The sequence below is a fragment of the Azospirillum sp. TSH20 genome, assembly GCF_003115935.1.
In the GTDB taxonomy this organism is placed as follows: domain Bacteria; phylum Pseudomonadota; class Alphaproteobacteria; order Azospirillales; family Azospirillaceae; genus Azospirillum.
Map to the genome: position 1 here is coordinate 1 of NZ_LGQU01000056.1, position 18654 is coordinate 18654.

Below are 18654 nucleotides of genomic sequence, written 5' to 3' on the forward strand. Positions count from 1 at the left end.
GTCGGGCTACGCCCGTCCTCCGACACGACGGCGGCATTCCATTCTCATCCTGATTGTCGCCATTCTCACCGTGATTGTCGGGCCATACCGCTCTGCGCGATATGATCGCAGTCGCATAGTCCACGCCATCCAACTGACAGCGTCGTCTTGCCCTCATTCATCCTGTGGTGCGAAACCTGACACAACCCTTATGCTGGCCTGCTTATGCGTTGACGACGAGAGGAGGCAGCGTGCTCATCCTCAAGGCGTCCAATCTTGGCGAGGAACGACCGCTTCGTGTTCGAGACATGAAAGGACATCAGCGCGACAAGGTCGTCAGTGCGTCCGCCACGAACCATGTCCAGCATCTGAATATGTTCATTATAAGAATCACGGATATGCTTCGGGTCCAGCGAGAGACGTGTGCGCAAAGCCTGAATGCGCACTGAAACGCGCATGTAGGCTTCCAGAAGATATTGATTGCCTGACGACTCGAAGATGCACTGATGAAAATCTGCATCCAGGTGCCGGTAGACCTTCAGGTCGTCATCGGCGATCGCCGGGTGCATGCGGCCGACCACTTCAGCCAGTCCCTTGGCCAGAATTGACGGCTCACGTTCCATGCACAACCGCACAGCTGCCGTCTCGAGCAACTCACGGTAAGTGCCAAGCTGCTCGACGTCATCGGCGCTCATGCTGAACACCACAGTGCCGCGGCTGGGCAGGATGTCCACCAGCCCTTCCGCGCGCAGTTGCTGCATCGCGTCGCGTACGGGCGTTTTGCTGATCCCGAGATCCTGGGCGAGCGCATTTTCGGAGATCGTCTCGCCAAGTTGCAGGTCACCTTCCACGATGCGGCTTCGGATCTCCTCCACCACCAGCGTCGTCAGCGACTTGGGCCTCAGCAGCCTGCCAGGTTGCGCAGCGTCCACGGGTCTCGTTCCTTGAAAATTCATCCTCCTTATGTCGTACCGGCGCATCGAAACGCAAGCGTCTTGCATGCGGCATCTTGCACGTGATACACCGGTATACCGGTATGGCGGTTGGGCCGCTGAAGCCGGGACGAGCGCAACAGCATGAATGCCGGCTGATCCGAGGGAGGCGGTCTCCGCAACCGACCTTCGGAAACAGAGCCTCAACGGCCATGCGCGTGAGGGAGGAGAACAATGATTGATCTGCTGGACCGGGGCTTGCTTCGGTTCAATCGCGCGGCCGTGGGCGCGCTGCTGGGTCTGATGACCCTGCTGGTCTTCGCCAACGTAGTCCTGCGCTATCTATTCGAACTGTCGTTGCCATGGGTCGAGGAATTGACCCGCTTCATGATGATCTGGGTCGCCTATCTCGGTGCCGGATTGGCGCTGAGGGCGGGCGCACATGTGTCGGTCGACCTTCTCCAGGACGCGGTCGCCCCACGGCTCGCACGGATCATGAGGATCGCGGTCGCTCTGTCGGTTCTGGTCTTTCTGGTTACCGTCGCCTGGTATGGCTGGATTTATGCGCAATTCACCATGCGCCAGACCTCACCGGTGCTCGAGCTGCCGCTGGGGGCGGTCTACCTCGCCATTCCCATCGGTTGTGCGCTGATGGCGCTGCATCTGCTGCTGAGCCTGCGGAGCTTCGTCCTGCGCGATTTCGCCGCGGAACGGGAGGAGGACGGCATCACCGAACCCACCCCCGAAGCCGTCATCCAGCCAAACCTGAAACAGGGGAGCGCGGCATGAGCGCCGTTCTCTGCATCGTCTTCTTCTTCGCCCTGACGCTCGGCGTCCCGGTTGCCATCACCATGGGCGGCGCTGGATTGTCGGCCCTGATGTGGGGTGGAACCTTCTCCCCCCTGCTCGTCCCACAGCGCATGTTCAGCGGCATCGACAGCTTTCCGCTGATGGCCGTGCCATTCTTCATTCTGGCGGCCGAACTGATGACCGGCGGCAGGATCACCGATCTGCTGGTGCGGTTCGCCTGCCAGCTGATCGGGAATGTCCGGGGCGGGCTGGGATACGCCAATGTCCTGATGGCGATTTTCTTCGCCGGCATCTCCGGCTCGGCATTGGCCGATGCCGCCGGCCCCGGATCGGTCATCATCCGCATGATGCGGCAGTCCGGCTATCACGGCGAATATGCCGCCGCCTTGACCGCATCCGGGGCGATCATCGCGCCGATCATCCCACCGTCGATCATCATGATCATCTATGCGCTGAGCGACACCAGCGTCAGCGTGGCGGGCCTGTTCCTGGCGGGCATCGTCCCCGGCCTCCTGCTGGGATGCGCGCTGCTTGCCGTCAATTGGTGGATCGCCCGCAAGCGCAATTACAGCTTTGGCGCCGCCCGTCCGGCCTGGGGTCCTTTCCTGCGGGAATCGTGGCGCGTTTTCCCGGCGCTGATGCTGCCGATCATCATTCTGGGCGGCATCCATGGCGGGATCTTCACACCGACGGAAGCGTCGGCGGTCGCCGCGGTTTATGCCTTCCTGGTCGGCCGTTTCATCTTCGGCACGCTGACGCTCGGCATGCTGCCCCGCATCTTCGTGTCCACGGCCATCATGACCTCGGCCGTCCTGCTGATCGTGTCCATGGCGACCGTCTTCGCCTATATGCTGACGGTCCTCCAGATTCCGCAATCGGTCAGCGAGTTCATCGGCGGGCTCGGCCTGTCGCCGGTCATGCTGCTGATCGCGGTCTCGGTCTTCCTCCTGATCTGCGGTCTGTTTCTCGACACGCTGCCGGCCGTGATCATCCTGGTGCCGATCCTGGCACCACTCGCCCAGAGCGTCGGCATCAATCCGCTGCACTTCGCCATGGTGGTCATCCTCAACCTGACCATCGGCATGATCACACCGCCGGTCGGTGCCGTCCTCTTCGTCACCACCGTCGTGTCCAAAGTGCCGATGCCCAAGCTGGTCCGCGCGCTGCTGCCGATGCTGGCTGCGGAAATGGCCGTCTTCGTCCTGATCCTGCTGATCCCGGGGCTGAGTACGTGGCTGCCCGGCCTCTTCGGCTACACGCGCTGATCCTGAAATTCACCGAAATATCGGAGGAAACCAGTATGCTCAAGATGGTAATGGCCGCCTTGGCCGCCGTAACGCTGCTGACCGGCGGTCCCGCCGCCGCACAGCAGGTCAAGACGATCAAGTACACTCATTTCCAGCCCGGCCGCGAGGACCAGCCGGCTCATGCCGCAGCGCTCGCCTTCAAGAAGCATGTCGAGGACGCCACGAAAGGCTCGCTGAAGGTCCAGATATTCCCCGCAGGCCAACTCGGTAACGCCACCAATGTGCTGGAAGGCATGCGGCTTGGCTCGTTGGAGATGGCGGTCGTCCATGACGGCGGCATCTCCAGCGTCTTCAAGACCTTCGACGTGCTGTCGATGCCTTACATCTTCCCGGATCAGAAGACCGCTTGGTCCGTGCTGGACGGGCCGTTTGGTCAGGAACTGGGTGAAGCCATGCGCAAGGAGACCGGCATCCGTCTGATGGCATACGCCGACAACGGCATCCGCCACTTCACCAATTCCAAGCATCCGATCGTCACGCCGGACGACCTCAAGGGGTTGAAGATCCGCGTCCAGCCCAGCCCGGTCTTCATCAAGCTGGTGGAAAGCCTGGGCGCCAGCCCCTCCGCCATCGATTGGGCGGAACTGCCGGCCGCCCTGTCGCAGGGAACGGTCGACGGTCAGGAGAACGGCGTGACCAACATCCTGGCCGCCAGCCTGTACCAGAGCCAGAAATACGCGACACTGGACGGCCACGTCTATAGCCTGCATGCCTACCTGATGAGCGACGCCTTCTATACCGGCCTGACGCCCGAACAGAAGAAGGCCGTCGATGACGGCGTTGCCATCGCCAAGGACGTCCACCGCAAGATGACGTCCGAGCAGGATCTGAACGCCGAGAAGATCCTGACCGGCAAGGGCATGACGGTGACCGTCCTCACGCCCGATCAGATCGACGCATTCCGCAAACGCGCCCAGCCGGTGGTCCAGAAATATCTGGAAGGTCATGTCGGCAACGCGTGGGTGGACAAGTTGCTGGCGGCAGCCACCGCGGCCAACGGCAAGTCCTGATCTTTCTGGCGAGGGGAGGTCCGCCCTCCCCCGCCGTTCTTCCAGCAGAGGAGACTGCCGCCATGGCGGCCATCCCCAGCACGTCCGTTCCAGTCGGGGCGGCGAACACCCGGGCCTTGCCCGAAGCCCCGCCCTGCCTCGCCTCCGCGCCGCGCGTCGTGGTGATCGACGAAGGCTATGGCAGCTATGACATCGAGCGCGCCGTACTGGAACCCTTCGGTGCGACCATCGACGCACGGCCATGCCATGGCGATGCCGGACAGGTATGCCGGGCGATAGCGGGGGCCGATGCGGTCCTGGTCCGCGAAAGCCCGATCGACGCGCGGGCCATTGCGGCGATGCAGCAATGCCGGGTCATCGTCCGTTACGGGGTCGGTGTCGACAACATCGACCGTGCGGCTGCGGCACAGCGGGGCATCTATGTCGCGAATGTCCCCGATTATGGGTTCGAAGAGGTCAGCGATCATACGCTGGCCCTGATGCTGGCGGTGATTCGCCGCATTCCCGCAAGGGATCGCGCCACCCGGGCGGGCGCGTGGAATGTCAGCAGGGCCGAGCCGATGCACCGCATCGCCGGCGGCACGCTCGGACTGTTCGGCTATGGGCTGATCGGGCGGGCCTTCCACCGCAAGGCAGCCGGTCTGGGCTTTTCCCGCACGCTTATCTGCGACCCGCAGCTGACCTCGGCGCCGGATGGGGCCGAACTCGTCACGGCGGACCGCCTGTTCCGCGAGTGCGATGTGCTTTCGCTCCATGCGCCTCTGCTGCCGCAGACCCGGCACACCGTCAACCGCGACACGCTGGCGCTGATGAAGCCAACGGCGGTGCTGGTCAACACGTCGCGCGGCGGGCTGATCGACGAGGCGGCGCTGGTCGAAGCACTGTCCGCCGGCCGCATCTTCGGCGCCGGGCTCGACGTGTTCGAGACGGAGCCGCCCGATACTGCCGCCGCCCTGTTCTCGTTGCCCAACGTCGTGCTGACCGACCACACGGCCTGGTACTCCGAACAGGCGATCGGTGACCTGCAGCGCAAAGCGGCGGAAGAGATCGCCCGCGTGTTCCGCGGCGAGGAGCCGCGCCACTGGGTGAACCGCTGGAGCCGCTGAGTCCACCCGCCCGCCCGCATCCTTTTTTGCAAAACCCGTCATAGAGCGAGGAACACCATGACCGACACCACCACCCTGTCCAACGACCTGTCCTTCGACGACCTGATTGCCGGTTTTCGTCAGGTCGCCACAGCCTCCGTCGCCGACGCGGTCGACAAGATCGCCGGCCGTGGCGGATACATGGATGAAGCGATCAAGCCGCGCATCAACGACCGCAAGATCGTCGGTCCCGCCGTCACGATCCTGGAAGTGCCGACGTTCGAATTCGTTCCGCCCGCCCACGCACTCGACGCCATCGACGAAAGCCCGGCCGGCAGCGTCATCTGCATTTCGATCGGCGAGGGGGAAAATGTCGCCGTCTGGGGCGGGTTGATGACGGCCGGCGCCGTCGCCAACAAGCATGAGGGCGCCGTCCTCGACGGCGGCGTGCGCGACATCGCCGAGATCCGCCGCGACTACGACTTCCCCGTCTTTGCCCGTGCCGTCTCGCCGGGCACGACGCTGGGCCGCTTCAAGACGCTGGCAGCCAACGTGCCGGTATCGATCGGCGGAATCATGATCAACCCCGGCGACATCATCGTCGCCGACATCGACGGCGTGGTCGTCGTGCCGCGCGAGCATGCAGAAGCGGTGCTGATCATGTCGCGCGAGATCGACGAGCGCGAGCTGGAACAGGCGAAGCTGATCATCGCCTGCGGTTCGCTGCGCGAAGGGCTGGCCAAGTACAACCGAATCTGACACCGGCAAGACGACCAGGGAGGACGTCCGATGGGTGGAAGTCAAAAACATACGAACAAAGCGCCGAGAACAATCACGGCAATCACCGCCTTCGGCTTGGCAATGGCGGCGGCGCAGCATTGCGCCGCCGCCGACGTCGGACAATCCGGCGCCCCTTCCCCGGCCCTGTCGGTGGTGGCGGAATGGAGCGCGTTGCCCTACGCCCTGTCGGATGCGGCGGCGGCCCGCTGGACGACCAGCCCGCTGTATGGCAAGGCGCTGATGCAGGGTGTGAAACTCGACAGCCAGGGCCGGATTTACGTGACCACCGCGCGCTGGGGCGGCCGTGATATTCCGGCCACCCTGTCGGTGCTTGTCAAACGGGGCGCCGGCTACGCACTACAACCGTTTCCCAGCGAAGCCGCCAACGCCGTCGACGACCGGAAGGGTCTGAAGGCGGTTTTGGGCTTCGAGATCGATCGCGACGACGTGATGTGGATCCTCGACCAGGGCCACATCGCGGGCCAGCCATCCGCTCCCGGAGACGAGAAGCTGGTGTTGTGGGATCTGAAGGCCGGCAAGGAAATCCAGCGTTACGAGTTCAGCGACCGGGACAGCAGCAAGACCTGCTCGTTCCTGAACGACATCACCGTCGATACTGACTCCGGCTTCGCCTACATCGCCGATTCCGGGATTTTCTGCGATCCTCTGAAGGGCGGTCTGATCGTCTACGACCGCAAGACCAACAGTGCCCGGCGGGTGCTGGATTCCACGCCGGAGACCAACGATCAGCCCGGCTTCACCTTCGCCATCGACGGCCGGCCGGTGCTGAAAGATAAGCCGATGCGCACCGGCGCCGATGGCATCGTCCTGTCCGGCGACAAGAAAACGCTCTATTGGACGGCATTGACCGGCAACCGGCTCTATGCCGTCGAAACCGCCATACTGCGGGATCCATCGGCGACGCCGGAAGCGATCCGGGCCGCCGTGCGCACGGTGGCAACCCTGCCTTCGAACACCGACGGCATCACGGCTGACCGCGACGGCAACCTCTACCTGACCGCGCTGAGCCAGAATGCCATCCTCCGCCGCGACGCGAAGACCGGAGCTGTTGCCACGCTGGCTCAGGACCCCGCGATGGTCTGGCCCGACACGCTGGCCTGGGGTCCGGGCGGCGCACTCTACGTCGCCAGCAACCATCTGCATCTGTGGGTCGACAGCGACATGAACTTCACCGATCCGTCCGTCCCGAACTTCCGCATCTGGAAGGTCGGGGTCACGGCGAAGCCCTATACCGCCCCCTGAATCCTGGAACCGATCCATGACCACGCTCGACATCATCTGCCTGGGCGAACCGCTGTTGGAATTCAACCAGGAGCGCGCAGACGGCCCCCATTATCGTAAGGGCTATGGCGGCGATACCTCGAACGCCGCCATAGCCGCAGCGCGGCAGGGGGCGCGAGTCGCCTATCTGACCGCGCTCGGCATCGATGCATTCGCCGATGAACTGCTGGCCCTGTGGGCAACGGAGGGAGTGGACGCCGGCCACGTCCGGCGCGATCCGGAGGCCCACACCGGTCTCTACTTCGTCAGCCACGGCGCCCATGGTCATTCCTTCACCTACATGCGGGCGGGTTCGGCCGCCAGCCGGATGACTCCGGCGCTGCTGCCGGACGGCTTCGTGGCCAGCGCCCGCTATCTGCACCTGTCCGGCATCAGTCAGGCGATCAGCGCGTCCGCCTGCGATACCGCCTTTGCGGCCATCGGGCAGGCGCGCGCCGTCGGCACGGCGGTGTCCTTCGACACCAACCTGCGGCTGAAATTGTGGCCGCTGGCCAGAGCGCGGGCGGTGATCCATGCCACCGTGCCTCAGGTCGACATCCTGCTGCCCAGCCTGGAAGACGCCACGGCCCTGACAGGACAGGAGAATCCGGATGCCATCGCCGACCTCTATCTCGAGATGGGGGCCCCGCTGGTGGTGTTGAAGATGGGCAGCGACGGCGCGCTGGTGGCGACGGCGGAGCGGCGCGAACATGTGCGCGGCCATCCGGTGATGGTGGTGGACGCCACCGGAGCCGGCGACACATTCGACGGCGCTTTCCTGGCCGAGATGGCGTGCGGTGCCTCTCCCTTCGAAGCCGCGCGCTACGCCAACACCGCCGCCGCCCTGTCGACGCAGGGATATGGCGCGGTCGCGCCCATTCCGCGCCGTGCCGAGGTGGAGGCGTTCCGCAAGGACAGAGGGACGGACGCATGACCGGGACCATGACACGCCAAGCCGTGGTGACTGGAGGGGTTCGTGGGATCGGCGGTGCCATCGCCCGTGGTCTGGCCGAGGCCGGATACGAGGTGTTGGCGACCGCTCTGTCGGAGGAAGAGACTGCGGCTATGGCCCCGCATCCCCGCATCCGCACGGCGGTGCTGGACGTCCGGGACAACGCGGCCGTAACAACACTGATGGCCGGGCTTTCGCGGCTCGATGCTCTGGTCGCCGCTGCCGGCACCATCCGTCGCGGCGGCGCGGAGTTCGACGCGGAGGTCTTCGCGGAGGTGTTGGACGTCAACCTGACCGGCACAATGCGGGTCTGCACCGCCGCCCGTCCGTTGCTGGCGGAAAGCCGTGGGGCGGTGGTCACCGTCGCGTCGATGCTGTCGATCTTCGGCGGTCCGCTGGTTCCCGGCTATACCGCCAGCAAGGGCGGCATCGCCCAGCTCACCAAATCGCTGGCCGTCGCCTGGGCGAAGGACGGCATCCGCGTCAACGCGGTGGCACCGGGCTGGATCGTCACCGACCTGACGCGCAGCCTGCATGAAGACGAGGCCCGCTCCGGTCCGATCCTGCAGCGCACGCCGATGGGACGGTGGGGCCAGCCGGAGGATGTCGCCGGTCCCGCTGTCTTCCTGTGCTCCGAACACGCGGCCTTCGTCACCGGCACGATCCTGCCGGTGGACGGTGGTTACGCCGCTTGTTGATTGTCGGACGCCACCTGCCGGTCACCGACCTATCTGATCATGAGGAAACGATGCCGAACACCTGTTCCACACCTGTCCATCCGCTGTCCCCGCCAGAGATCGTGACCGCGGCGCTTCCAGAGGACGAACGGATCTGGGTTCCCCAGGCTCCTGGCGTCTGGTTCCGTCCGCTGATGTTGAACACCGTCCAAGGTGGCTGGTGCAATCTGTTGCGGGTGCGCAAGGCGGGCGTGTTGAGCCGTCACCGTCATCCGGGCCCGGTCCACGGTTATGTGATCAAAGGGTCTTGGCGCTATCTGGAACATGATTGGGTCGCTATGGCTGGCGACTATGTCTTCGAGCCGCCAGGGGAAACCCACACTCTGGTGGTGGATGGCGCCGTCGAGGAGATGGTAACTTTCTTCAACATCTCCGGCTGCATGTACTACGTGGACGAAGCCGGCGCCCACACCGGCTTTGAAGATGTCTTCACCAAGATCGACATGTGCGCTGCCCATTACGAAAAGGTTGGACTGGGCGCGGACTACCTGAAGCAATTCATCCGTTGAGGAGCGGCGTGACGCTGTTGCACCGAGGCGGCGGGAGCTGCTGCCGGTGGTCTGGCGCCCCTGATCATAGAGCGCGGACAGGCTCCTGGCGTCCAAGGTCAAGCATGCGGTTCAAGACCAGCAACCGCCTCGCTGCAACAACGTCCCTGTTCGGCATCAGCTGTTCAGCGAAACCAACGGCGAGCCGGACCACACTGTCTGGGCGGCGGACCTCAGGGGAATGGTGAGCACGAACACGCTGCCGCCACCCGGCCGCGGGTGGTGGACGATGCTCCCGCCATGCAGACCGGCAATGACTTTCACCAAATTGAGCCCTATGCCGGTGCCCGGCTTGTTCCGGCTGTCCTCACCGCGATAGTATTTTTCGAAGATGCGCTCACGCTCTTCTTCGGGAATGCCCGGCCCGCGATCGGCGACGGACAGGATCAGCGCGGCGCCATCGCTGTGAGCCTCCAGGTCGATGACCTCCCCATCTCTGCCATAGCGCCGGGCATTGTCGAGCAGCGCGTCGAGCGCGATCCCCAGCAGATCGGGATCGGCGACGCAGACCGCCGGCAAATGGGCGGAATCGGCCACCAGAACAGCAGCACCATGGCCGCGCTGCCGCTCGGCCACACGCTCGATCAAAGACGCGGGAGCGAAGGGAACAGGGTGGACCGGCACCTCCTCGTCGATGCGCTCTCCGGCAAGGCAGGTTTCGATCAGATCGCTGACGCGGCGCGCCGAGCGGCGGATAAGGCCCAGGCGCTTGCCAACCCCGTCCTGGGCTGTGTCGACCAGCATTTCCAGCATCTGCGCGGCGCTGTCGATGACCGCCAATGGTGTTTTGAACTCGTGGGCCGCCATGTCGAGAAAGGTTCGCAGGCGGTGGCGCGCCTCACGCTCACCACAGAGCGCGCGTTCGATATCGCGCGTGCGTTCGACCACCCGTTCTTCCAACCGGCTGTTGGAATCCTGCAGGGCCCTGGCAAGGCGCCCACGCTGGGCATACAGGAAAAGGATAACGACAAGAGCGACGCTGAGAATGCTGATGAACATCAGCCCGGCAAGCGCCTCGGCGAAATGAGCTTCAAACAGGCTGGGCTCGCGATAGCGGATGTCGGTACCGGCCGGCAGATCGGCTTCCGCGATACCCCACCGCTTCAGCTGCCGCCAATCGACCACCGGTCCGGACGAATAATGGACGTCGTCCGGCGATGCCGTGTGTCCGCCCCCGCCCCCGTCCCCGCCCAAGACGCCCATCACCGCCTTGACCGCAACCCGTCCCGCAATTTGCGGATCATTGACCGAACCCCCGACCACCCCTGTGCCGACATCTGTCCCGAACATAGCGTATACAGGCACCGCAGAGGCCTTGGCCAGACGGGCGGCAACGGCTTCGGGCCGGAAATAGCGCCCAGTGACGTCAACCGACAGATGGGTGTAGAGGACGACGCAATCACGGGACAGGGAGCCCAGCATCGCCTCCAGATCCTCCAGCCGGCTGTCGAAGACATGCTGGACATCGATCTGGCGATCGGGGTTGCGCATGACGCGCTGCTTGACTGCGCTCCGGATGATCGCTGCCAGATGGTGGGACAGCGGGCTGTCGTCCGACACGATGATCAACCGGCTGGCCTTCGGCATTTGGTCGAGGGCCATGTCAACGGTTCGGTCGATGTGCGGACCGGTTGTCACCTTCACGGTCACGGCTTGCCGTGCCGGTTCCGGCAGATCATCGAAGTTGGGAAAGATGCCGACCAGGGGGACGTTCCCAAACAAACGGGCCTTGTTGTCGGCCATCAACTCGATGGCCGGCGCACCATCTGCGATGATCGCGTCCAACCGGATATCTCGGTATTTGCTGGCAAGAAATGCTGTCCAATCCGCCGCGTCAGGCCGGTCGGGCAGCCGTGCGCGGTCGAGGAACTCGACATACAGGTTGACCGCTTGGTCACGCTCCCCCAACTCCGCGTTGATGGTGGTGAGCATCGCCTCGGTCCAGCGGACGGTTGGACTGAAAGAGGAGACAAGCAGAACGCGGCTTTCGGCTGCAGCTACAGTCCCCGGATCGAAGGCGGTAAATCCGATAAAGACCAAAGCGAGAGCTTTAAAGGCGTCGTCACAACTCAACCTGGCCCGGTGACGTTCGGAACAAGGGAGTGTGGGGAATTGAAACACTGTATGCCGCCTCTTGCTCGCTGATCCCGGTGGTTAACCGCTACTCGCGCACCACGGTCATTCGCAGTGCGAACCTATACCCGCACCTATGAATGAATCATTGCGGCATAGCGTGCAATTCGAATGCTTCGCTAATTCCCATCGACGTGTCAGTCAAACTTATCGAGACAGGTTTCTACCTTGGCACGCCATCGTTGCCGGCAATTATACTCGGGCTCCTTTCCGGTTCAGCACCACGCATCGGCCGGTTCGGTCGAGATGATCGGCATCACGATACGCATCGTCGTCCCCTGCCCCACGCAGCTCTCCGCGAAGATGTGGCCGCCCCAGCTGGCGACGATGGCATGCGCCATCCGTCGCCCCATCGAGTTGGACCACGTCCGCCGTGATCTCTATCGCTCCCCCCGATGACACTTGCGCACCGTCTTGCGGGCCAAGCCGAGCCGCCGGCTGACGGCTCGCGCCGAGACGCCCTCACCACGCAACCGGACCACTTCCTTCCAGGTGGCGCGGCGGCGCTCCCAACCAGTCCATTGCCGTCGTTCGGCACTGGTCATCGGCGGTGTCCGCGTCGCGGTCGGACAGCTGGTCAAGCCGATTGACACTCACCCGAAGGACGGCGCCACGCAACGTCGCGGAATGACCAGGGCATCTGGATCCGGCTCGGGTGATGTCTGCCTCCTTCGCCGTTTCGATCCGGCTATCCCTTGAAGCCGGTTCCGGGCGGTAATGCGGAGAAGCGGATGAGCCGGCTGTCGGCGACGCCCGCCTGACGGTGCGCCATCGCCTCTCGATAACGCGGATCGCGGAGCATCCCCACGAACGCCGCCGGGCTGGGATATTCGGCGATGAAGGCGATGTCCCAGGCGGTATCCGGAGGACCCACTAGGGAGAGTTCGAACCCTCCGCGCCACAGGATGCGCCCGCCAAGCTCGGTAAAAACCGGCGCGCTCAGCCGGCCGTACGCCTCGTAGGCCTCAAGGCCTGTGGCATCGCGGCCGTCCTGGTAGACGGCCCGCCCGCGCAGGCGGATGAGATTGAGCATGTGCACCGGGCCAAGCCGATCGGCGGCCCGGAACGTCTCGAAGACCTGCTTCGTAAAGCTGGTATAGCCTTCCATCACTCAGCTCCTGTCAGTGGATGACCACATGCCGCCATAGGCCGGAACCCGCCGGGCAATCCAGGCGTCGAGCCCCTCGCGCAGGTCGGCGGTCGGCGCCATCCGGGCGAATTGCTCGGCCTCGACCAGCAAACCTTCGGCGATGGGCAGATTGACGCCCCGCGTAACGGCGGTGAGGATGGTGGCGACGGCGAGCGGCGAGTGGACGAGGATGCGCTCCAACAGCGCCCGCGCCGCCGGCAGCAGCTCCTCGTGAGGAACGACCGCGTTGACGAGTCCCAGTTCCAGCGCTCGGTCGGGCGGGAAGGTCTCGCCGGTGAGAAGCAACTGCATGGCACGCTTTCGTCCGGCCAGCCGCGGCAAGCGCTGTGTGCCGCCGAAGGTGGGCGGCATGCCGATGCGAATTTCGGGCTTGGCGAAAACAGCGCGCTCGCTGGCGATGGCGAGCGGTGCAGCTTCCGTCACTTCGCAGCCGCCGCCATAGGCGAGACCGTTGACCGCCACAAGGATGGGTTTGCGAAAGGCTTCGATGCGGGCGGTGAGCCGCTGGCCGCGTGCTACGAAGTCCCGAAGTGCCGCTTCAGGACTCTGTGCCACGGAACGTGAAAATTCGGGGATGTCGCCGCCGGCGGAAAAGGCGCGCCCGGTACCGGTGAGGATCACCCCACGCACATGGATATCATCCTCTATCCCGTCGAGAGCGGCGAGCAAGGCGTCGATGGTCTCGTAATTTAGGGCGTTTAGCTTTTCCGGACGGTTGAGCGTCAACGTCGCAATCGCTCCGTTGATCTGCTTAAGGACACACTCGGTCATGATCGGACTCCTCCTCGCTGGTAAGGAGGACATGATCGTCGTCGAAGTTGCTTGAGTATACTCACTGTACGGTATACTTTTGACGCCATGCCACGATATGCGGATACGCGCGGACGGATCATCCAAGCCGCCTCCAAGCTCTTCTATGCGGAAGGCATCGGCCGCGTCAGCGTCGATGCCGTCGCCGAAAAGGCGGGCGTCACCAAGCGCACGCTCTATTACCATTTCGAGAGCAAGGATGACCTCGTTGCCGCCTATCTCGACGCGCGCGACCAGCCCAACCTGACCCAGATGGCACGCTGGTTCGCCGACGCCGAGGGCGGGACCGGGGAGAAGGTCGCGGCCATCTTCGTCAGCCTTGCACGCAGCGCGCGCCACCCGAAGTGGAAGGGCTGCGGGTTTCTGCGGACCACAGCGGAACTTGCCGCTATGCCGGGCCATCCTGCGGTGAAGATCGGCGCACGCCACAAAAGCGCCTTTGCCTCATGGCTTGCGGAGGAACTGGAGCTTGGAGGCTTCGAAGATCCCCAAGCCCTTGCACGCCGTATCCTACTGCTGCTCGACGGCGCCTTCTCAGCATCGCTGGTGCACCGCGATGCCAGCTGGTTCGAGGACGCCGGATTCGCCGCCCGCGCTTTGGTGGAGAGCCATCCACGGAAACAAGGGGACCGGCAGGGCCAAGCCTGATCGGCGCCGGGGCTCCCCGTTCAGCGCAAGAAGGCGGGAGCCCAGGTGCGGGCAAGCCGTTTCCAGGAAAAACGCCGGACACCCCACCGCCCACGCCGCGGGCACTCGGGTTGCAGGATGCCGCTCATTAACGACCTCTGGCGGAAGCGATCCTTTTGAGCCCCGAGTCGCCATGTTGCGTGGATGCGGCGGGTGTCGTAGGTCACGCCCCCGTCTCCGATCTGGCTGCCCGCTATGCCGCACAAGGCCAGTGCCGCTCGTCGCCATCACATTCCGCGAACGAAGCGCACCGTGACGAATTGGTCCGAGATGCCGTGCTAAGCGACACGACCGAGACCGTTCCCACCCAACGCGACCGTCACATCCAGATGATCACCCAGACCGGGCGGATGAGGGGGCAGCAGACCAGCGGCTACAGCAAGAGGGCTGGCGTGGAGAGCCAAATGGCGCGCTGGAAGGGCGTCCTCGGCAAGGCGCTGCACTTCCATTCCGATCAGGCGCAGATCACCGAGGTCGCCACTGGCGTCAAGGTCCTCAACCGCATGCTCGACCTCGGACGCCCGAACTCCGTCCGCGTCGCTTGATCGCAAACGGAAATGAGGCGTCTCTTGCACCGCTCGCCTCGCCGCAACAGGGCGGACCGGGCTTTCGCCTCCGCACTGGCAGGGGAGGGGGCCGGCTGAGCGCCCCACCCTCTCCGGCGTTTGTGCTGGAGCAAAGAAGGGGGCGGTGATCCGGAGTACAGGGGGGCATGGCGATCCTGCCGCTCCCCCACAGACCAGACGGACGACGATGCCGACCACCAACTCCCACGCCACCGCCCAGGCCGAACCGGTTCTCGATCTCCGCGCCATCCCGCCCTATCAGCGCCACCAGCTGATCTTCCAGTCGGTGCAGGACCTGACGCCCGGCGACGGTTTCTCGCTGGTCAACGACCATGACCCGCGTCCGCTGCACCACCAGCTGCTGAGCCTGTTCGGCGCCGGCTTCGCCTGGGAGTATCTGCAGCAGGGTCCCGAGGTCTGGCAGGTCCGCATCTCCCGGCCCGAAGGCGCGGTGGCGACCAGCCTGCGCGTGTGCATCGACCGCAACGGCGATGTGGCGGTCACGGCGGCGGATGCCCGGCTGGGGCCGGACGGCAGCGGCGCCTCGGTTTGCGAGGTGACGGACATCCCGCCGGGCACGCTGGAGGCCGACGTGCTGTCGCTGCTGCAGGGCGTGATCCCGCCGGCCGGCGTGGTCAGCATCGCGTATGAGCGGCTGCTGGCCCGGCGCAACGGCTCCTGCTGCGGCGGCATGTGCGGCTGAGGACCTCGTTTGGCTGACGGTCAGGGTTGCGGCAACCATTCCTGTTCCGACCGGTTCTGTGTGGGGCGCTTCACCGCGTCGCACACAGAGTGCCGAATCAGGAGACAGGTATGGACCGCAAGGACGACACCGTCACGCCGCAGGACCCCCGCAGCAAATACCCGCGCCCGCCCTTCAACGGCCAGTCGCAGCCCTGGCCGGGGCTGGCCCGCGACATGGATCCGCCGCCCGACCATGGCGAGACCAGCTACAAGGGCTCCGGCCGGCTGGCCGGGCGCAAGGCGCTGATCACCGGCGGCGATTCCGGCATGGGCCGGGCCGCCGCCATCGCCTATGCCCGCGAGGGCGCCGACGTCGCCATCAACTATTTCCCCTCCGAAGAGCCGGACGCCCGTGAGGTCGTCGCGCTGATCGAGAAGGCCGGCCGCAAGGCGGTGGCGATTCCCGGCGACCTGCGCGACGAGGGCTTCTGCCAGAAGCTGGTGGCCGATGCGGTCGCGGGGCTTGGTGGGCTCGACATCGTCGTCTGCAACGCCGCGCGGCAGCAGGCGTTCCCGTCGATCCTCGACGTCAGCAGCGAGGAATTCGACGCGACGATGAAGACCAACATCTACGCCCCCTTCTGGATCATCAAGACCGCCCTGCCCCACCTGAAGCCGGGGTCGGTCATCATCGGCACCACGTCGGAACAGGCTTATGACCCGACGCCGGATTTGTATGCCTATGCCCAGACCAAGGCGGCGACGATGAATTACGTGAAGTCGCTGGCCAAGCAGCTGGCCGACAAGGGCATCCGCGTCAACGGCGTGGCTCCCGGCCCGATCTGGACCCCGCTTCAGGTCAGCGGCGGTGCCAGCCAGGAGAAGCTGAAGCAGTTCGGCAGCCAGACCCCGTTCGGCCGTCCGGGCCAGCCGGCGGAGCTTGCCAGCATCTATGTCCAGCTTGCCGCGGAGGATGCCAGCTTCACCACCGGCCATGTCTTTGGCGCGGCGGGCGGCAGCGGTCAGCCGTAAGGGGATCGGACGGGTCTGCCGGCGGCGGATTGATTGCTGCGGCGGAGCCTATCCCATGATGTCTTCGCCGGACCGACGGCGGTTGGATGGGGCGGTCCTTATTCCGGCGATGTCCGATGTCAGTTCGAAGCAGAGATCGCACCCGACCAGCAGACCCAGGCTCAGGATCGACGTGGCGGCGGTGATGCACAGGATGGTCATGGGATCGCTCCGTCCGGCGAGGTTCGGCGCCGTCCATCCGACCGGGGGTGGTTTGCGGCGTTGGAGCGATCCTGGGCGCATCCGGAGTCCGGCGCTGTGAGTGGGCCCACATTCGGGTTCAGTCCGGATCATTCCTTGAGCAACCGACGCGGTCGCAGTAAAATTCCTCCCTCGATAAGGAATTTCCTTAAAAATGAGGGATTTTTACTGTGGATACTGCACCAGTTCTAAACGGTGTGCTTGAGACCGGCCTTTATGTGGATGACCTTGCGAAGGCCCGCGCTTTCTATGAAGACGTCATGGGCCTGCAGGCGATGTTCATGGACAACCGGCTTGCCGCCTATCCGGTGGGGCCGAACAGCGTCTTGCTGTTGTTTTAGAAGGGGTCGACAGACCGGCCCCTCGAAACGCCCGGCGGGACGATTCCTCCCCATGGCGGGGGTGGAAAGATCCATTATGCCTTTGCCATTTCAGCCGATCAGCTGGAGGGCTGGCTGGCGAAACTCGCCGAACACGGCATTGCGGTCGAAAGCACCGTGTCCTGGCGAAAGGGCGCGCGCAGCATTTACTTCCGTGATCCGGACGGTCATCTCGTGGAACTCGTGACGCCGGGCCTGTGGGCCAATTACTGACAGTAGTGCGAATAGGAGTTGTTTGCGGTGGCGCAACGATGCCGCGGCCGCTCGTCGGCATGCTGGCTTCAACGCGGCCCAATCAAGGGCGGCCCCGGTTGGAGACAGCATCATGTCCAAAGTCACCGTCAGCACCGCGCTCTACCGCGATCATCATGCCAATGTCGGCCAGTTGGTCGGGCGCATCGAAGCGCTGCTCGCCTCGCGCACCGTGGAGGCGGATCCGGCGGCGCTGATCGCCGCAGTGCGGGAGTTGTTCGGCACCTTCGCCGTCCATCTGTCGCTGGAGGACAGCGCGCTCTATCCCCGGCTGCTGGCCCATCCGGATGCCGCGCTGCGCAGCACGGCGGCGCGGTTCCAGACGGAAATGGGCGATCTGCGGGGGCGTTTCGACCAGTACCGCACGCGCTGGCCCGGCCCAGTCGCCGTCGCCAAGGACCCGGCCGCCTTCATCCGCGAGACGCGGGAGGTGGTCGCCGCGCTGAAACACCGCATCGGCCGCGAGGACCGCGAGCTGTACGACCTGATCGACCGCGCCGGGCTGGCGAGTGCGGCCTGACGGCGGAGCCTTTCAAGCTTGAACTTGACCGAGGTCAATGACGTCAGGCGGTTACCGGCTTTCATGGGCGGCGGAATGACCGATGAGGAGGGAAGCCGCCCATGCGCGATCCCGATGTCGCACCGAATGTTTTCGCCTCCGATGCCCCTGCCTTCCACGAGCGCGCCCGCCGGTTCGAGACCGGGTTGAGCCGGGCCGGGCTGGGGCTGGTGCCCAAGCTGGGGCGGCGGGCCAGCGATGCGCTGCTCGCCCGGCTGCTGCGGCTGCTGGCCGAGCGGCATCCGCGTGCCTTCGAGGCGCTGCGCGAGATGCCGGACGCCCGCGTGCTGATCGAGCCGGTGGACGCGCCGGTCGCCCTGCTGATGCGTGTCGGGCATGATCTGTCGCTGCATGCCCTGCCCCGTGGGGTCGACGGTGTGGACGAGACGGGAGCCGACGCGGTGGTCCGGGGGCCTTATGCCCGGCTGCTCGACCTGCTGGAGGGGCGGATCGACGGCGATGCGCTGTTCTTCCGGCGCGAGCTGAGCATTTCCGGCGACACCGCGCTGATCCTGGCATTGCGCAACACGCTGGATGGCGAGGAGGAGATGGATCTGGTGGCCGACGCCGCCTCCATCGCCGGGCCGCTGGCCCGCGCCCTGCCGGTGCTGCGGCGCAATGCCGGGCCGGTGCTGGACCGGATCGAGGCGGCGCGCCGGCTGCTGCCGCCGCCGTTGCGGCGGGGGATCGAGCGGGTGGAGGCGCGCATCACCGGGGTGCTGCCGGGCACGAGGGCCTAA

21 protein-coding genes and 1 pseudogene are annotated in these 18654 nt (G+C 65.0%); 16 read left to right on the forward strand and 6 right to left on the reverse strand.

Features of this window, described 5'->3' with window-relative positions:
* Positions 1–188: 188 nt before the first annotated feature.
* Complete coding sequence (locus TSH20_RS16320; protein ID WP_158282003.1) at positions 189–911, reverse strand: GntR family transcriptional regulator; 723 nt, start codon at positions 909–911, stop codon at positions 189–191.
* Between the two features lie 234 nt (positions 912–1145).
* On the opposite strand from TSH20_RS16320, the gene TSH20_RS16325 reads away from it, so the two are divergent.
* The 9 genes from TSH20_RS16325 to TSH20_RS16365 all read left to right on the forward strand — a co-directional run bounded on the left by TSH20_RS16325 (position 1146) and on the right by TSH20_RS16365 (position 9382).
* Complete coding sequence (locus TSH20_RS16325) at positions 1146–1700, forward strand: TRAP transporter small permease (RefSeq protein WP_109075738.1); 555 nt, start codon at positions 1146–1148, stop codon at positions 1698–1700.
* Positions 1697–2986: a TRAP transporter large permease gene (locus TSH20_RS16330; protein ID WP_109075739.1), complete on the forward strand. Its 1290-nt coding sequence runs from the start codon at positions 1697–1699 to the stop codon at positions 2984–2986. The genes TSH20_RS16325 and TSH20_RS16330 overlap by 4 nt, the downstream gene beginning before the upstream one ends.
* A gap of 35 nt (positions 2987–3021) precedes the next feature.
* Positions 3022–4038 (forward strand): DctP family TRAP transporter solute-binding subunit, encoded by a 1017-nt coding sequence (locus tag TSH20_RS16335; protein ID WP_199232131.1) that lies wholly within the window; start codon positions 3022–3024, stop codon positions 4036–4038.
* Between the two features lie 62 nt (positions 4039–4100).
* Positions 4101–5144 (forward strand): C-terminal binding protein, encoded by a 1044-nt coding sequence (locus TSH20_RS16340; RefSeq protein WP_109075740.1) that lies wholly within the window; start codon positions 4101–4103, stop codon positions 5142–5144.
* 57 nt (positions 5145–5201) lie between these two features.
* Positions 5202–5882 carry an RraA family protein gene (locus tag TSH20_RS16345; protein WP_109075741.1) on the forward strand — a complete coding sequence of 227 codons (681 nt, stop codon included), beginning with the start codon at positions 5202–5204 and terminating at the stop codon, positions 5880–5882.
* 102 nt (positions 5883–5984) lie between these two features.
* Positions 5985–7166, forward strand: coding sequence for an L-dopachrome tautomerase-related protein (locus TSH20_RS16350; protein ID WP_109075742.1), 1182 nt, complete (start codon positions 5985–5987; stop codon positions 7164–7166).
* Positions 7167–7182: 16 nt separating this feature from the next.
* Entirely contained in the window at positions 7183–8118 is a 936-nt protein-coding gene (locus tag TSH20_RS16355; RefSeq protein ID WP_109075743.1) for a sugar kinase, read from the forward strand.
* A complete protein-coding gene (locus tag TSH20_RS16360; protein ID WP_109075744.1) occupies positions 8115–8834 on the forward strand; it encodes an SDR family oxidoreductase in 720 nt (239 codons plus the stop codon). Before TSH20_RS16355 ends, TSH20_RS16360 begins: the two co-directional genes overlap by 4 nt.
* Before the next feature lie 50 nt (positions 8835–8884).
* Positions 8885–9382 carry a 2,4'-dihydroxyacetophenone dioxygenase family protein gene (locus tag TSH20_RS16365; RefSeq protein ID WP_109075745.1) on the forward strand — a complete coding sequence of 166 codons (498 nt, stop codon included), beginning with the start codon at positions 8885–8887 and terminating at the stop codon, positions 9380–9382.
* A gap of 156 nt (positions 9383–9538) precedes the next feature.
* Here the strand turns inward: TSH20_RS16365 and TSH20_RS16370 are convergent, their stop codons facing one another.
* The 4 genes from TSH20_RS16370 to TSH20_RS16380 all read right to left on the reverse strand — a co-directional run bounded on the left by TSH20_RS16370 (position 9539) and on the right by TSH20_RS16380 (position 13475).
* Positions 9539–11353: a HAMP domain-containing sensor histidine kinase gene (locus TSH20_RS16370; RefSeq protein WP_109075746.1), complete on the reverse strand. Its 1815-nt coding sequence runs from the start codon at positions 11351–11353 to the stop codon at positions 9539–9541.
* Between the two features lie 416 nt (positions 11354–11769).
* The gene (locus tag TSH20_RS34970) at positions 11770–11907 is read right to left on the reverse strand and encodes a hypothetical protein (RefSeq protein ID WP_158282004.1); all 138 of its coding nucleotides are present in this window, start codon (positions 11905–11907) and stop codon (positions 11770–11772) included.
* 335 nt (positions 11908–12242) lie between these two features.
* Positions 12243–12662, reverse strand: coding sequence for a DUF1330 domain-containing protein (locus TSH20_RS16375; protein WP_109075747.1), 420 nt, complete (start codon positions 12660–12662; stop codon positions 12243–12245).
* Positions 12663–12665: 3 nt separating this feature from the next.
* Positions 12666–13475: a crotonase/enoyl-CoA hydratase family protein gene (locus TSH20_RS16380; RefSeq protein ID WP_109075748.1), complete on the reverse strand. Its 810-nt coding sequence runs from the start codon at positions 13473–13475 to the stop codon at positions 12666–12668.
* A 51-nt stretch (positions 13476–13526) separates the two neighbouring features.
* Between TSH20_RS16380 and TSH20_RS16385 the strand changes: the two genes are divergently transcribed.
* The 4 genes from TSH20_RS16385 to TSH20_RS16400 all read left to right on the forward strand — a co-directional run bounded on the left by TSH20_RS16385 (position 13527) and on the right by TSH20_RS16400 (position 16483).
* Entirely contained in the window at positions 13527–14162 is a 636-nt protein-coding gene (locus tag TSH20_RS16385; protein WP_247871641.1) for a TetR/AcrR family transcriptional regulator, read from the forward strand.
* A 314-nt stretch (positions 14163–14476) separates the two neighbouring features.
* Positions 14477–14746, forward strand: coding sequence for a hypothetical protein (locus tag TSH20_RS16390; protein ID WP_109075750.1), 270 nt, complete (start codon positions 14477–14479; stop codon positions 14744–14746).
* Positions 14747–14954: 208 nt separating this feature from the next.
* Positions 14955–15470: a DUF2249 domain-containing protein gene (locus tag TSH20_RS16395; protein WP_085082844.1), complete on the forward strand. Its 516-nt coding sequence runs from the start codon at positions 14955–14957 to the stop codon at positions 15468–15470.
* Between the two features lie 110 nt (positions 15471–15580).
* A complete protein-coding gene (locus TSH20_RS16400; RefSeq protein WP_085082842.1) occupies positions 15581–16483 on the forward strand; it encodes an SDR family oxidoreductase in 903 nt (300 codons plus the stop codon).
* 48 nt (positions 16484–16531) lie between these two features.
* Here TSH20_RS16400 and TSH20_RS34975 read toward each other — a convergent pair whose 3' ends face one another.
* Complete coding sequence (locus TSH20_RS34975; RefSeq protein WP_158282005.1) at positions 16532–16684, reverse strand: hypothetical protein; 153 nt, start codon at positions 16682–16684, stop codon at positions 16532–16534.
* Between the two features lie 299 nt (positions 16685–16983).
* On the opposite strand from TSH20_RS34975, the pseudogene TSH20_RS16405 reads away from it, so the two are divergent.
* From TSH20_RS16405 to TSH20_RS16415, 3 genes and pseudogenes are all read left to right on the forward strand, one after another.
* Positions 16984–17316: pseudogene (locus TSH20_RS16405) on the forward strand (VOC family protein).
* A 112-nt stretch (positions 17317–17428) separates the two neighbouring features.
* Complete coding sequence (locus TSH20_RS16410; protein ID WP_085082840.1) at positions 17429–17875, forward strand: hemerythrin domain-containing protein; 447 nt, start codon at positions 17429–17431, stop codon at positions 17873–17875.
* Between the two features lie 101 nt (positions 17876–17976).
* Complete coding sequence (locus TSH20_RS16415) at positions 17977–18654, forward strand: SCP2 sterol-binding domain-containing protein (protein ID WP_085082838.1); 678 nt, start codon at positions 17977–17979, stop codon at positions 18652–18654.

Coding starts and splice junctions, on each gene's coding strand:
- TSH20_RS16360 (WP_109075744.1), top strand. CDS start 8,115: ATGACCGGGACCATGACACGCCAAGCCGTGGTGACTGGAGGGGTTCGT.
- TSH20_RS16395 (WP_085082844.1), top strand. CDS start 14,955: ATGCCGACCACCAACTCCCACGCCACCGCCCAGGCCGAACCGGTTCTC.
- TSH20_RS34975 (WP_158282005.1), bottom strand. CDS start 16,684: ATGACCATCCTGTGCATCACCGCCGCCACGTCGATCCTGAGCCTGGGT.
- TSH20_RS16380 (WP_109075748.1), bottom strand. CDS start 13,475: ATGACCGAGTGTGTCCTTAAGCAGATCAACGGAGCGATTGCGACGTTG.
- TSH20_RS16345 (WP_109075741.1), top strand. CDS start 5,202: ATGACCGACACCACCACCCTGTCCAACGACCTGTCCTTCGACGACCTG.
- TSH20_RS16355 (WP_109075743.1), top strand. CDS start 7,183: ATGACCACGCTCGACATCATCTGCCTGGGCGAACCGCTGTTGGAATTC.
- TSH20_RS16340 (WP_109075740.1), top strand. CDS start 4,101: ATGGCGGCCATCCCCAGCACGTCCGTTCCAGTCGGGGCGGCGAACACC.
- TSH20_RS16410 (WP_085082840.1), top strand. CDS start 17,429: ATGTCCAAAGTCACCGTCAGCACCGCGCTCTACCGCGATCATCATGCC.
- TSH20_RS16370 (WP_109075746.1), bottom strand. CDS start 11,353: ATGCTCACCACCATCAACGCGGAGTTGGGGGAGCGTGACCAAGCGGTC.
- TSH20_RS16375 (WP_109075747.1), bottom strand. CDS start 12,662: ATGGAAGGCTATACCAGCTTTACGAAGCAGGTCTTCGAGACGTTCCGG.
- TSH20_RS16365 (WP_109075745.1), top strand. CDS start 8,885: ATGCCGAACACCTGTTCCACACCTGTCCATCCGCTGTCCCCGCCAGAG.
- TSH20_RS16330 (WP_109075739.1), top strand. CDS start 1,697: ATGAGCGCCGTTCTCTGCATCGTCTTCTTCTTCGCCCTGACGCTCGGC.
- TSH20_RS34970 (WP_158282004.1), bottom strand. CDS start 11,907: ATGGGGCGACGGATGGCGCATGCCATCGTCGCCAGCTGGGGCGGCCAC.
- TSH20_RS16400 (WP_085082842.1), top strand. CDS start 15,581: ATGGACCGCAAGGACGACACCGTCACGCCGCAGGACCCCCGCAGCAAA.
- TSH20_RS16335 (WP_199232131.1), top strand. CDS start 3,022: ATGCTCAAGATGGTAATGGCCGCCTTGGCCGCCGTAACGCTGCTGACC.
- TSH20_RS16415 (WP_085082838.1), top strand. CDS start 17,977: ATGCGCGATCCCGATGTCGCACCGAATGTTTTCGCCTCCGATGCCCCT.
- TSH20_RS16350 (WP_109075742.1), top strand. CDS start 5,985: ATGGCGGCGGCGCAGCATTGCGCCGCCGCCGACGTCGGACAATCCGGC.
- TSH20_RS16325 (WP_109075738.1), top strand. CDS start 1,146: ATGATTGATCTGCTGGACCGGGGCTTGCTTCGGTTCAATCGCGCGGCC.